The sequence below is a fragment of the uncultured Phascolarctobacterium sp. genome, assembly GCF_934190775.1.
Taxonomy (GTDB): Bacteria; Bacillota; Negativicutes; order Acidaminococcales; family Acidaminococcaceae; genus Phascolarctobacterium_A.
The window spans coordinates 71,612-85,346 of the sequence record NZ_CAKPTG010000008.1 but is presented as its reverse complement, the minus strand read 5'-3'; the positions used below and the strand labels follow the sequence as shown (position 1 = coordinate 85,346).

Here is a 13,735-nt window from a genome sequence, read left to right as displayed (position 1 = left end):
AGATTTATGAGAATATTAGTTCTGTTCGATTTGCCAATCACCACGCTTGAGAATAAGCGTTCTTATAGGATTTTTCGTAAGTATCTGTTAAAGAATGGGTTTATGATGATGCAGGAATCTGTGTATTGCAAAATTGCGCTTAATGCAATAGCGGCAGATGCTATCATCAAGAAGGTCAAGCTGAATTTGCCGCAAGAAGGATTGGTGCAGTTGCTTACAGTTACGGAACGACAGTTTTCGCGTATGGAGGTTTTGGTCGGAGAAGCGCATAAGGATGTTTTGAACAGTGATGAAAGACTGGTAATATTATGAAGTTGGTTTATACAGAGCTGGAGCAGCAGCTTATTTTTCAAGAAAACAGAGTTAATGTTTTAGTGATGGAGCATAAGGAGCTTTTTCGAAGAATGATTCAAGAGCTTGCCAAGCAGATTGACGGTGGAGAAGGTAGATTTGTTTTATCTGACAATGATAAAATTTTAAAGATAGATAAGGATGTCTGCCTTGTTGTAAATCCGTTTGCTTTAGAGATAAATTCACGCAAAGCATTAACCGGCTTATATAATGAGCTTGGTAAGCTGGGAATGAATGAAGAAAATTATTTGAATACCTGTAGAGTGAAAGGTCAGATAGCAAAGTATACTTATGGCTTGCTTAATCAGGTTGATTATGCCTTGAAGTTTCAAGACGATTTTAATCTGCAGAGCTTATTTAAAGCATTAGAGGTGGAATTTGAAGCCGGGGAGGAGAATTTTTTAGAAGGATTAGTATATTTTATGGATGTCTGCAGCAAGTTTCAAAAAGTAAAGATTTTGGCTTTCGTAAATTTGAAGACTTACTTGACGAATGATGAGCTACAGAATTTTTATAAAGAAGCGTTTTATAGGAAAATGCATCTGCTTCTTTTGGAAAACAGTGTTGAGCAGGAGCTTGCAGAAGAAGTTGTTTGTATAGTTGATGATGATTTATGTGTTGTGAAATGATTTTGACAAAGAATTTTGAGTGATTTATAATGTCTTTATAGGGACCTGAGGAAATTACGCTATGGTGATGATAGTTTCATTCGTGGATAATCTCTTAATTTGAGGTTTGAGAGTGATGTAATTTCTGATGGTACTCAAACAATAGTTTTTATCAATGTTAAACGTTCTGCGTTTGAGAGTGATGTAATTTCTGATGGTACTCAAACATACTTCTTCTTTTTGTCTGCGCCATTTGCGTTTGAGAGTGATGTAATTTCTGATGGTACTCAAACCTCTTCGTTGCGGTAGTCATTATCTTTTAGTTTGAGAGTGATGTAATTTCTGATGGTACTCAAACCAAGACCGACGTATATCGCATCAAACGGAAGTTTGAGAGTGATGTAATTTCTGATGGTACTCAAACAGAAGTAATTGCGCAGCGTTCAAAATATAGGTTTGAGAGTGATGTAATTTCTGATGGTACTCAAACTTGAAGGAAGCAGGATATAGCGGCCTTATTGTTTGAGAGTGATGTAATTTCTGATGGTACTCAAACATGCTTTATAATATCCTGCCACGCAAGCGGGTTTGAGAGTGATGTAATTTCTGATGGTACTCAAACTTTTCTTGGGAATTTTTCCTTTTGTTTCCTGTTTGAGAGTGATGTAATTTCTGATGGTACTCAAACTACTTCGTTTTTACCGTGTGCAGTACGTTCGTTTGAGAGTGATGTAATTTCTGATGGTACTCAAACCCGTAACGGCAGAAGCCATAGAACTAGATAGTTTGAGAGTGATGTAATTTCTGATGGTACTCAAACCGGCCTGCGCATAATCTCCCAGCAGCTTAAGTTTGAGAGTGATGTAATTTCTGATGGTACTCAAACTTGAATTTATCTGTATATATCTGGGGCAAAGTTTGAGAGTGATGTAATTTCTGATGGTACTCAAACTGAATAACCTGACTTAAATCATTGATTGCAGTTTGAGAGTGATGTAATTTCTGATGGTACTCAAACTACTTCGTTTTTACCGTGTGCAGTACGTTCGTTTGAGAGTGATGTAATTTCTGATGGTACTCAAACCCGTAACGGCAGAAGCCATAGAACTAGATAGTTTGAGAGTGATGTAATTTCTGATGGTACTCAAACCGGCCTGCGCATAATCTCCCAGCAGCTTAAGTTTGAGAGTGATGTAATTTCTGATGGTACTCAAACTTGAATTTATCTGTATATATCTGGGGCAAAGTTTGAGAGTGATGTAATTTCTGATGGTACTCAAACTGAATAACCTGACTTAAATCATTGATTGCAGTTTGAGAGTGATGTAATTTCTGATGGTACTCAAACTCTTTATCCTGTGTAAGAGGTACAATTACAGTTTGAGAGTGATGTAATTTCTGATGGTACTCAAACTTACGTTGGATTCATCGATGCTTTCTTCGAGTTTGAGAGTGATGTAATTTCTGATGGTACTCAAACAAAACAACTGCTATTTTGACTTTTCTCGTTGTTTGAGATGATGTAATTTCTGATGGTACTCAAACCCCACACAGTTGTAGAGAGGAGGAACGATGGTTTGAGAGTGATGTAATTTCTGATGGTACCCAAACAGTTGCCCTCTTGATGTAACTGTTCCCACTGTTTGAGAGTGACGTAATTTCTGATGGTACTCAAACCGCGCTCTTTGTCATCAAGATGCAAAATAGTTTTAAGCAGCGAAATTTCGCTGGCTTTAAATTCAGTAACATTGTTGATTTTTCGCGTTAAACTCATGCGAGATATCCCAAGAGCATTCGCTATAGCTCCTTTCGATATTCTCGCTTTAGTGACGGCTAATTCACATGTAATACTGTCCGTCATTATTTGTCACCTCTTTTGTTGATTTTTAATCACAGATTCGTTATGCTCTCTTCGTTCCTTTTTATCAACATTTTTGCTTACTAGGCAATTTTTTGTTGATCATATGGAACAATTATGCTGCTATAACCTTATATTAAAGACAGGAGAGTGTTGCTCATGACATTGTACGATAGAATCAAAGCAAGGCGAGAAGATTTAAATATGTCTCAAGAAGAGCTCGCAAAAAGATTAGGTTATAAATCACGTTCTACAATAGCAAAGATAGAATCTGGTGAAAACGATATAACCCAATCAAAAATAGTTGCTTTTGCTAAAGCTTTAGGAGTAAAACCTGCTTACCTTATGGGCTTGGAAGACGCTCCCACGCCACCATCTCTCTCCCTCACCCAGCAAGAAGAAACACACATAAAAAAATACCGCCAGCTGGATGCTGACGGCAAGAAAAAAATTGACGATTTGATTGATGTTAAGCTGGCCAAGCTCCAACGCAAGGCGGAAGAAGACGTGGAGAGTTTAGGATAATAGATTTTGAAAGTGAGGAATGAATACATGGCAGACATTATTATTTACAACACTGCAGATGGCAAAGCTGAAATTAAACTTTACGCCGATAACGGCACTGTATGGTTAACGCAGGCGCAGATGGTTGATTTATTTAACAGCAGTAAATCTAGTATTAGCGAGCATATAAAAAATATCTTTTCTGAAGACGAATTAGATGCAAAGTCAGTTGTTCGGAAAATCCGAACAACTGCAGCAGATGGGAAAAATTATCTTGTTTCATACTATAGTCTTGATGTCATTCTTGCCGTTGGTTTCCGCGTTCGCTCCCCACGTGGCACACAGTTCCGCCAGTGGGCAAACAATACATTGAAAGAATACCTGCAGAAAGGCTTTATCCTTGACAAAGACCGCTTGAAAAACCCGGATGGCCGTCCGGATTATTTCGACGAATTGCTGGAACAGATTCGCGATATTCGCGCCAGCGAAAAACGTTTTTATCAAAAGTTGCGTGACTTGTTTGCGCTCTCCAGCGACTACAAGGTTACCGAAAAAGCAACGAACTTATTCTTTGCAGACACGCAAAACAAACTGCTTTTTGGCGTCACAAGAAAAACTGCTGCTGAAATTATAGCTACACGTGCAAATGCAGATACTCCGAATATGGCCTTGACCTCATGGAGTGGTTCAATCGTACGCAAAGCTGATGTTATAGTTGCCAAAAATTACTTAACATCTGACGAAATAGATGTTCTTAATCGTTTAGTAACTATCTTCCTTGAAAGTGCTGAATTGCATGTAAAAATGCGTAAAGACTTAACGCTTGACTTCTGGCGCGCCAGTGTAGATAAACTGCTTTTAGATCATGGCGTCCCCGTGCTGCAATCCCACGGGAAAATTACCATGGAACAAGCTCAGATACACGCCCGTAAAATTTACGAAGAATTTGACGCACGTCGCAAAGCATTCGATGCAGCGCAAGCCGATGAGTTTGACCTGTTAGATTTGGAGCAGGAAACCAAAAACATCAAGAAATAAAATACCGCCAGCTGGATCCTGAAAGTAAGGAAGAAATTGACGATTTGAAGGAGTAGTTTTATGACGCGTAAAAAATATGCTAAATTTTTAGGATGTATCTACCTCTTTATGTTTGTTGTCATGTTTTTTGATCCATACTGGCAAAAAAGCAGCTACATTATAGGTCCGTTCTTTTGTATAATTACGTGGAAGCGAGAGAAAGACACTAATTGGCCTCTATCTAATAGCTTTCTTAATTTAATCACCGGCGGATTATATGGGCTTTTTAATTTTGACCGCAAGAAGAAGTGAAGCTCACGGCGAACATAAAAGAATAAAGGCGTTCTACACTAAGTACGGTAGAACGCCTTTTTCATAACAGCGAAAAGATTATTTGCAGGACTGCTCAGCTTGATCTTCCTTCAGTTTCTCTACATAAGCGAGAGATAAATTTATAAGCTCAGCGATAACATTTTAACACGGATAAAGTAAAAAATACATCAGCAGTTATCAAAGTGCCTAAAAACAAAAAAGAGCAGTACCTTTGCGATTAGAAAATCGTAAGTTCGTACTACTCTTAGAATGTACCAGATAAATATAAATGGCCTTGCTTAAGCTTCTGCAGAAAAGATGTATCTGCAGGATATACTGCTTATTTAATTGTCCGCAGGTAAATGAGCCAGATGCGTAAGCTTACTTGCGGTTTTCAAGAACTTAATTTAAGTTTACTTGAAATATGGGGAAAGTCAAGCAGGAGATGGGGGAGCATGTCATCTGCAGGACTTTTTGTATGCAATCCTTGCGTCTGCCAAAAATCATCCGTTTGGCAACAAACTTTTCACAAAAAATATGTATCACTATTTGTCAATAGCCCATATTTAGTGTATAATAAAGTAGAGAGTATGTGTGCGGACACAGTATCAAATTCAATTTCTACATTTGTACGGAAGAATGTAAAATAAAAAATGGAGGTGTATTTTTTTTGGGTAAATTTCAACATAAGGTCCAGATTATCCCGCTTGGTGGTTTGGGCGAAATTGGTAAAAATATGACGGTATTCCGTTACGGGGACGACATGATCCTGATTGATGCAGGCCTGATGTTCCCTGAAGACGATATGCTCGGCATTGACTTGGTTATTCCCGATATTACATATTTGGTTGAGAATAAAGATAAAATTAAGGGTATCTTTCTGACACATGGTCACGAGGACCATATCGGTGCGCTGCCCTATGTTATGAAACAAATTGATTGTCCCGTTTATGGTACCGCACTTACTCTGGGTATTTTACAAGGCCGCTTGAAGGAAAACGGTGTAGGCAACGAAAACCTGCACGTAGTAAAACCCGGTGACAAGATTAACGCCGGTGCCTTTAAGCTCGATTTCATCCGCGTAAACCACAGCATTCCCGACGCTGTTGCAATCGCGATTACTACTCCTATCGGTGTTATTATCCACACCGGTGACTTCAAAATCGACCACACTCCTGTTGACGGACAGGTTATGGAATTCAATAAATTTGCCGAATACGGCGACCGCGGTGTACTGTGCCTGCTGGCAGACAGCACCAACGCTGAGCGCCCCGGCTTTACTCCCAGCGAACGCATGGTAGGCCAGACCTTTGATGAAGAATTCCGCTATGCTAAGCATCGCATTATCGTAGCAACCTTCTCCTCTAACGTACATCGTATCCAACAGGTTGTTGATACTGCTGTGAAGTACGAGCGTAAGGTAGCAGTTATTGGCCGCAGCATGGTAAACGTAGTTAATATTGCCAAGGAATTGGGTTATCTGAAGATTCCTGAAGGCGTTTTGATTGATATCGACGAAACTCATAACTATACACCGGAAAAGGTTGTCATCATTACTACCGGCAGCCAGGGCGAACCGATGAGTGCGCTCACCCGTATGGCTATGAATGACCATAAAAAGGTTGACATTATGCCCGGCGATACAGTAATTATTTCTGCTACACCGATTCCTGGCAACGAAAAGCTCGTTTCCCGTACTATCGACCATCTGTACAAGCTGGGTGCGGACGTTATTTATGAAAAGAGCAACGGCGTCCACGTTTCCGGCCACGCCAGCCAGGAGGAAATCAAGATGATGCACAATCTGGTGCGTCCGCGTTTCTTCATGCCTGTGCATGGTGAATACCGTCACCTGGTTAAGCATGCTAATCTGGCGAAATCCCTCGGCATGCCGGCAGACCACATTGTTATCGGTGAAAACGGCAGCGTTATCGAGCTGACCAAGAGTAGCATTACCATTAACGGCAAGGTGCCTGCAGGCAAGGTGCTGGTTGACGGCCTGGGTGTCGGCGACGTAGGCAACATCGTACTGCGCGACCGCCGTCAGCTTTCTCAGGATGGTATTATGATTGTAGTTGTAACCATTGATAAGGAATCCTGTCATGTAGTTTCCGGTCCGGATATCGTTTCCCGCGGCTTTGTTTATGTACGTGAGGCCGAGGACCTGATGGATGAAGCTCGCGATAAGGTGCAGGCTGCACTGGATCGCTGTGAGGAAAACAATGTTTCCGAATGGTCCGCAATCAAGTCTACGGTACGTGATTCCCTGGGACGCTTCCTGTTTGAAAGAACCCGTCGTCGTCCGATGATTTTGCCGATTATCATGGAAATCTGATAGATTTCAGTGATTAGTGACTAGTGAATATTTTTTAGTGATTAATGAGCGGCTGTCAGTGGCCTATTGATAACAGATGACTGCTGGCAGCTGCCAATTAGGAGTTGTCTTAACTTGCGCAAGGAAAGAAGAAGAAGGAAGCAACAGAAGAATATAAGCTATTCGCGTCTGGTTGGCATCATATGCCTTCTTTTAGGCCTGCTGTTTACAGTTGCGCTTCTTTTGACGCCTGAGGATGGCGTATTGCATTATACTTACCTGGTGGAATTGAATCTGTTGGGTAAGGGTATCTTTTTGTTGCCTTTTGCTTTCTTTGCTATGTCCTGGCAGCTGCTTAGAGGACAATTTGGTGTTTTTAACAAGAGAACATTAATTTTTACTTTGGTGACGCTGTGCCTTACTGGCACAGCTCATCATGTTTTTGTACCTGTTGGCTCGGAGCTGGAGCCTTCGCTGATAGCAAAGGGCGGCGGTCTTGTCGGTGGTTTGCTGATGAAGCTGTTGCATGGGTTGGTCGGCGATATTACGGTTTATATTATCCTGGCTCTTGGCTGGCTGTGGCTATTGGGCCTGGTGCTGCCGCTGCGTAAGTGGTGGGAGCTGTGGCAGGATTATCTGACCTCCGATGATCTGACGCTGGTGCGCCCGGATGACAAGGTGCAGGAAGAGCGCAAGCGTCCGGTGGAGGAGGCAGCGCAGCCTGTCTTCAAACGTAAATCACACAAAGCTGTAAATGAGCCTGCGGATAATGTCATCAACACCTATACCAGTCCCGAGTTTGATGCCTTCAATGAGGGTGTACAAAAGAAAAGTGGCTTTAGGAGTATCCTGAGCTTTAAGAAAAATAAGAGTGTTTATGAGCAATCGCCTTTGAAAGAGGAGCTTGAGCGTGATCCGGTGCAGTTGCCTGATTGGGAAAAAAGCAGTCATGAGGTGGTGTTTACACCGGTTATCAATTATGATGATGACGCTGGTTACGAACCGGACAGCCGTTTTCTGGATGATGCAGAGCCGCCGTTGGTTGAGCCAAAGCAAGAGCCTGTTGCTGAACCACCTGAGGTTGAGCCTGAGTTCGAAATGCAGCCGGAACCGGAGCATCCTGCGTCTATAATTCAAGATTTGCATCTGGAGAAAAGTCCAGATTCTCCTGCTGAGTCTGTATATTATGAGGCGACTGTTGAGCCGGAACCGATGCCTGAGCAGGCACCGGCGATGACGATTTATGATAGTGCGGATAAAATTACTGTTGCAGACATTGCTGAGCAGCCTGCAGGTGCTGAGCCTACTGATGCCAGCAGCTACAAGCTGCCGCCGCTGGAGCTGCTTGATAAGCCAAAGGCGAGCGACCGTTCTACCTTCCAGAAGGATATTATGGACCAGCGTGCTATATTGGAGCAGACGTTGGCAGACTTTAAGGTGCGTGCTAATGTTATTGCCGCAACACGTGGACCGTCAGTTACCCGCTTCGAGCTGCAGCCTGCGGCTGGTGTAAAGGTAAGCTCGGTTGTGAACCTGGCGGACGACATTGCTCTGCGTCTGGCTGCTCCAGGCGTGCGTATTGAAGCGCCCATTCCCGGCAAGTCTGCGATTGGTATTGAGGCGCCGAACACGAAGAATGATCCGGTGTGCTTTCGTGAGGTAGTCGAAGCAAGCAATGTACGTAATGCGAAGGAGCATCTGTGCATTGGCTTGGGCAAGGATATCAGTGGTGATATTATTTCGGCAGACCTTGCCAAAATGCCGCACCTTCTGGTAGCAGGCTCTACCGGCTCCGGTAAATCTGTATGCATTAATACGATTATCGCCGGTATTTTGTACCGCGCTACTCCGGATGAGGTTAAGCTGATTCTGGTAGATCCTAAGGTTGTGGAACTGTCTAATTACAACGGTATTCCGCATCTTTTAACACCTGTTGTTACCGAGCCGAAAAAGGCAGCCAGCGCGCTGCATTGGGCGGTAGCAGAAATGGAACGCCGTTATAAGGCGTTTGCTGAAAGCCGCGTGCGTGATATCAAAACCTTTAACGCGCAGGCGGAAGAAAAGATGCCTTATATCGTAATCATCATCGACGAGTTGTCTGACCTGATGATGGTGGCCAAGGTGGATGTGGAGGATGCCATCCTGCGTCTGGCACAGAAGGCCCGCGCTGCCGGTATTCACCTGATTATTGCAACGCAGCGCCCGTCTGTAGATGTTATTACAGGCATCGTTAAGGCCAATATTCCTTCACGTATTGCTTTCGCCGTATCGTCGCAGACTGACTCCCGCACGATTCTTGATATGGGCGGTGCTGAAAAGCTTTTGGGTAAGGGCGACATGCTCTTCTATCCCATAGGCTATAATAAGCCTGTACGTGTGCAGGGTGCCTTCGTTAGTGATGATGAGCTGAATAAAATAGTTGATTTCATTATTAAGCAATCCATTCCTGTAAATTACAGCGAGGAAGTAACGGAGCAGGAGCTGGAATGTGATAATAAAGGCCATAATGCCGAGGATGCAGGCTCTAATGCGCCTGCGGAGGATGAGCTTTTTGAGGATGCTCTGAGCCTGGTTCTGGATATGGGGCAGGCTTCAAGCTCTATGCTGCAGCGACGTTTCCGCATTGGTTATACGCGTGCAGCACGCTTGGTAGATACCATGGAGGAGCTGGGCATAGTTGGTCAATCTGTGGGCAGCAAGCCCCGAGAGGTTATAATGTCGCGTAAGGAAGCAGAGGAACGCTTTCTGCGCCGTGAATAAGCGGAGGTGCAGGCAAAATGGACAATGAAAAGACTGTCGGCGCAATTTTGAAGGAAGCAAGACTGGCTAAGGGTATTTCCCTGGCCGATGCTGAAAAAGGTACTAGTATCCGCAGCCGTTATCTGCAGGCTGTAGAAAATGATGAATATGACAAGACTCCGGGTGAGGTTTTTCTCAAGGGAATCATCCGCAACTACGGTAATTTCCTGGGCTTGAATGGTCCGGAGCTTGTTAATGAATACAAGGCCAGCGCTGCCGGTATGGCAGCAGAGGCTGTACGCAGTCAGGGGATTCGCGAGGTGGATAAGGTTCGCCTCAATATCCAGCTGAAGGAGAAGCGTGATATTGGCAGTGGCACAGGTCGTTTGGAAATGCCTAAGCTGCCGATGAAGCAATGTCTTGCTGGTCTGGCTGCAGTAGCGGTGCTTGCAACAGGTTATTTTGCTATTCCCGCTACGATTAATTATTTTAAAAATATGCCGAAGGAAGAAGCTAAGCAGACCGAGCAGGTTAAACCTGAAGCTAAAGCACCCGCAGTGCTGGACAAGGTTACTGTTGACCTGGAGGCTGAAGGCGATTGCTGGCTGGAGGCCAGTGCCGACAGCAAGGAGCTTTTCGCGGGCATTCTGCATGCTAAGGAAAGCAAGCATTTCGAGGCTAAGGACAAGCTGATTGTTAAATATGGCAATATCGGCGTTGTCCGCATTAAAGTGAATGGACAACCGGTTGACCTGAAGGGCGAGCATGGCGTCGCAGTGAAGACGTACTTGCGTAATGCGCCCACGCAGCCTGTAGCTGCGTCTAAGGCAGAGGAGGCTGTACAGCAGTCTGTTGCCGAAGAAAAGGCTGCACCCGCACCGCAGGTGCAGGAAGCGGCACCGCAGCCGGCTGTAGCCGCACCTGCGCCGAAGGCAGAAGAACCGAAGCCGCAGGCTGAGGTTAAGCAGGCTGAGCCGGAGCAGCCGCAGGCTGCCGGCGAAGTGAAGGCCGATAAGAAGAAATAATAATTTGTTCAGGAGTTTTTAATGAAACAGTTTTTACCGATTTCCGCTCAAGAAATTGCCGAGCGTGGCTGGGAGCAGATTGACTTTCTGTTTATCAGCGGCGATGCTTATGTAGACCATCCCTCCTTTGGTCCGGCAGTAATCTGCCGTGTGCTGGAGGCGCAGGGCTACAAGGTAGCTATGCTGTGCCAGCCGCGTTGGGATAAAGCAGAATATATGGCAGAGCTGGGCAAGCCGCGTCTGGGCGTGCTTATTTCCGGCGGCAACCTTGACTCCATGCTGTGCCGTTATACGGCAGCCAAGAACGAGCGTTCTGTCGACAAATATACCGCAGGCGGTGCGGTGGGACAGCGTCCCGACCATGCTACGGCCGTTTATGCGCAACTCGTCAAAAAGCTGTGGCCGGATATGCCTGTAATTATCGGCGGTATTGAAGCCAGCCTGCGCCGTTTTGTGCATTTTGACTACTGGGAAAACAAGCTGATGCCTTCTATTCTGGAGGCCAGCGGTGCGGACCTTTTGGTTTACGGCATGGGCGAAAAACAGATTATGGAAATTGCCGACTATCTGGCAGGCGGTGCCAGTGCCGAGGATTTGCATTATATCCGCGGTACGGCGTATCTGTCTGACAGTTTGCCCGATGATGAATATGTGGAGCTTCCGGGCTGGAAGCAAATCAAGGATGACCGCAAGGAATTTGCCAGAGCCTTTAAGCTGCAGAGCAAGGAGCAGGATCCGTTCTATGGCAAGCTGGTAGTCCAAAAGGGACAGAAGAAATATATCGTGCAGAACCAGAACATCTTCCCCTTAACGATGGAAGAGATGGACGCTATCTATGATTTGCCGTATATGCGCCAGTGGCACCCGAGCTACGACGCCAAGGGCGGCGTAGCAGCTCTGGAGGAGGTTCAGTTCAGCCTGGTAAGCAGCAGAGGCTGCTTCGGCAGCTGTTCCTTCTGCGCTATTCATGCGCATCAGGGACGTATTATCCAGGCGCGCAGTCATGAATCAATTTTGCGTGAAGCAAAAATTCTGACGCAGCTTGACGGCTTTAAGGGTTATATCCATGACGTTGGCGGTCCTACAGCTAACTTCCGTCATCCGTCCTGCGCCAAGCAGCTTAAATACGGTGTCTGCAAGGACAGGCAGTGCCTGTTCCCCAAGCCGTGCCCCAATATCGATGCTGACCACAGCGATTATATAGCGCTTTTGCGTAAGCTGCGTGCTTTACCGGGCGTTAAGAAGGTCTTTATCCGCAGCGGTATCCGTTACGATTATCTGCTGGCAGATAAAAAGCAGGAATTCCTGGACGAGCTGTGCCGTTACCATATCAGCGGTCTGCTGAAGATTGCACCGGAGCATATCGCACCGCAGGTTCTGGCGCGTATGGGTAAGCCCGGTAAGGATGTTTATCTGAAGTTTATGCGCATGTTTGCGCAAAAAAATAAAGAGATTAACCTGCCGCAATATCTTGTGCCGTATTTTATTTCCAGCCACCCTGGCTGTACGCTGAACAATGCTATTGAATTAGCGGAGTTTTTGCGTGATATCAAGCACAATCCGGAGCAGGTGCAGGACTTTATTCCTACTCCCGGCAGTGCGGCGACGGCGATGTATTATTCAGGCGTTGATCCGGAAAGCGGACAGGATGTGTTTGTTGCCCGCAATCCGCATGATAAGGCGATGCAGCGTGCACTGATGCAGTACCGCGCTCCCCGCAACCGTAAGCTGGTGCTGGAGGCGCTGCAAAAGGCTGACCGCATGGATCTTGTCGGCAGCGGACCTAAATGCCTGCTGTATACAGAGCAGGAGCAGCGCGGCGGAGCGCGAGGCGCGAAGCGTGATGCATCCCGCGGAGCGAAGCGTAATGCAGCGCGTAGTGCTGCAGGCAGTGGAGCGCGTGATGCAATGCGTAGTACCGGTTCAAACAGTACCGGTGGAAAAAGGCGCGAGGATAAGCGCCGCAGATAGTAACGGAGGGATAAAATGATCCGTTGTATCTTTTTAGTGTTAATTTTGGCTGGAATGCTGACGGGAGGCTGTGGTGAGCAGCCTGCTCCTGCACAGAACGCAGGAGCGCAGACCGTTGTCCTGTACTCCGAGCTGGATAATAAATTTACGCAAAATCTGGTAGATGAGTTTAATAAGGAGAATAAGGCCAAGCTGCAGATGAAGGCGATTTATGAGCTGAAGCCAGGCGGCGAACAGCCTGATGTGGTGCTGGCCGAGCAGCGTACGCTTGCCGGCCTGAAGCGCCAGGAGCAGCTGAAGCCGGTGGCCTTTGCTGAAGGCGATCGCCTGCCGCAGAAGCTTCGTGATGCTGATTTAAGCTGGTACGGTATCTTTTATGATCCGACAGTTTTTCTGGTCAACCAGCAGTATGCACGTACTGTCGGCCAGGCCAATATCTGCAGCTGGCAGGATTTGGCAAAGAAGCAGCAGCTGCGCATTGCTATCGAAAATTTGTCTGACAGCAACAGCACGCAAAACTTTCTGGCGTCCATGGCGGACAATTTTGGCGAAGAAGCTTCGCTGGATTATTTAAGTGATATCAACCGCTTTATCGGGCAATATTCCAAGTTTCCCTTTACGCCGATTCGTATGACGGCAGTAGGGGATGCAGATGTTGCTATTACCAGACAAAGCTATGTCTTTAAATATCTGGAAAATAAATTTCCTGCCTATGTTGTCTATCCCAAGGAAGGAACACCGGTAAATCTTTTCTGTATAGGCATGTTTAAAAAAGCTGATGATGTGCAGGCACTGACTGTGATGGAATGGCTGCTGACGAGTCCGCAGGTACAGACGATAGCGCAGGAAAACGCCACCGGTTATTTGTTTATCTTCCCGCGAGGCTTTGAGGCAGCAGCTGTAGACAGCGACAAAATCTGGCTCAACAGCAGCTATCTGGAGCCTGCCAAGCAGGATGCTTTGACGAATAAGTGGCTGAGTAAGGTTAGATTTAGTAAATAGTGGCTAGTCATTAGTAAATAGTGATTAGATTATA

The 13,735-nt window shown here is 45.6% G+C and carries 10 protein-coding genes and 1 CRISPR repeat array; all 10 genes read left to right on the top strand.

Features of this window, described 5'->3' with window-relative positions:
* Positions 1–6 precede the first annotated feature (6 nt).
* The 10 genes from cas2 (at position 7) to Q0G26_RS06070 (ending at position 13,701) form a co-directional block, all read left to right on the top strand.
* Positions 7–312 carry a CRISPR-associated endonuclease Cas2 gene (cas2, locus tag Q0G26_RS06115; protein ID WP_293829184.1) on the top strand — a complete coding sequence of 102 codons (306 nt, stop codon included), beginning with the start codon at positions 7–9 and terminating at the stop codon, positions 310–312.
* Positions 309–980: a type II-A CRISPR-associated protein Csn2 gene (gene csn2, locus Q0G26_RS06110; protein WP_293829183.1), complete on the top strand. Its 672-nt coding sequence runs from the start codon at positions 309–311 to the stop codon at positions 978–980. The genes cas2 and csn2 overlap by 4 nt, the downstream gene beginning before the upstream one ends.
* A gap of 104 nt (positions 981–1,084) precedes the next feature.
* Positions 1,085–2,636: direct repeats of the CRISPR family, unit length 36 nt; unit sequence GTTTGAGAGTGATGTAATTTCTGATGGTACTCAAAC.
* A 340-nt stretch (positions 2,637–2,976) separates the two neighbouring features.
* Positions 2,977–3,342 carry a helix-turn-helix transcriptional regulator gene (locus Q0G26_RS06105; RefSeq protein ID WP_293829182.1) on the top strand — a complete coding sequence of 122 codons (366 nt, stop codon included), beginning with the start codon at positions 2,977–2,979 and terminating at the stop codon, positions 3,340–3,342.
* 27 nt (positions 3,343–3,369) lie between these two features.
* Complete coding sequence (locus Q0G26_RS06100; RefSeq protein WP_293829181.1) at positions 3,370–4,359, top strand: virulence RhuM family protein; 990 nt, start codon at positions 3,370–3,372, stop codon at positions 4,357–4,359.
* Between the two features lie 60 nt (positions 4,360–4,419).
* Positions 4,420–4,650 (top strand): hypothetical protein, encoded by a 231-nt coding sequence (locus tag Q0G26_RS06095; RefSeq protein ID WP_293829180.1) that lies wholly within the window; start codon positions 4,420–4,422, stop codon positions 4,648–4,650.
* 670 nt (positions 4,651–5,320) lie between these two features.
* Entirely contained in the window at positions 5,321–6,985 is a 1,665-nt protein-coding gene (locus Q0G26_RS06090) for a ribonuclease J (RefSeq protein ID WP_293829179.1), read from the top strand.
* Positions 6,986–7,099: 114 nt separating this feature from the next.
* Positions 7,100–9,724, top strand: coding sequence for a DNA translocase FtsK (locus Q0G26_RS06085; protein ID WP_293829178.1), 2,625 nt, complete (start codon positions 7,100–7,102; stop codon positions 9,722–9,724).
* 17 nt (positions 9,725–9,741) lie between these two features.
* Complete coding sequence (locus Q0G26_RS06080) at positions 9,742–10,728, top strand: helix-turn-helix domain-containing protein (RefSeq protein WP_293829177.1); 987 nt, start codon at positions 9,742–9,744, stop codon at positions 10,726–10,728.
* Positions 10,729–10,749: 21 nt separating this feature from the next.
* Entirely contained in the window at positions 10,750–12,699 is a 1,950-nt protein-coding gene (locus tag Q0G26_RS06075; RefSeq protein ID WP_293829176.1) for a YgiQ family radical SAM protein, read from the top strand.
* 15 nt (positions 12,700–12,714) lie between these two features.
* Positions 12,715–13,701 carry an extracellular solute-binding protein gene (locus Q0G26_RS06070; protein WP_293829175.1) on the top strand — a complete coding sequence of 329 codons (987 nt, stop codon included), beginning with the start codon at positions 12,715–12,717 and terminating at the stop codon, positions 13,699–13,701.
* The last annotated feature ends 34 nt before the right edge of the window (positions 13,702–13,735 follow it).

What these genes read in the sequence shown, in the direction of transcription:
- Q0G26_RS06100 (WP_293829181.1), top strand. Translation starts at nt 3,370, where the DNA reads ATGGCAGACATTATTATTTACAACACTGCAGATGGCAAAGCTGAAATT.
- Q0G26_RS06075 (WP_293829176.1), top strand. Translation starts at nt 10,750, where the DNA reads ATGAAACAGTTTTTACCGATTTCCGCTCAAGAAATTGCCGAGCGTGGC.
- csn2 (WP_293829183.1), top strand. Translation starts at nt 309, where the DNA reads ATGAAGTTGGTTTATACAGAGCTGGAGCAGCAGCTTATTTTTCAAGAA.
- Q0G26_RS06105 (WP_293829182.1), top strand. Translation starts at nt 2,977, where the DNA reads ATGACATTGTACGATAGAATCAAAGCAAGGCGAGAAGATTTAAATATG.
- Q0G26_RS06080 (WP_293829177.1), top strand. Translation starts at nt 9,742, where the DNA reads ATGGACAATGAAAAGACTGTCGGCGCAATTTTGAAGGAAGCAAGACTG.
- Q0G26_RS06095 (WP_293829180.1), top strand. Translation starts at nt 4,420, where the DNA reads ATGACGCGTAAAAAATATGCTAAATTTTTAGGATGTATCTACCTCTTT.
- Q0G26_RS06070 (WP_293829175.1), top strand. Translation starts at nt 12,715, where the DNA reads ATGATCCGTTGTATCTTTTTAGTGTTAATTTTGGCTGGAATGCTGACG.
- cas2 (WP_293829184.1), top strand. Translation starts at nt 7, where the DNA reads ATGAGAATATTAGTTCTGTTCGATTTGCCAATCACCACGCTTGAGAAT.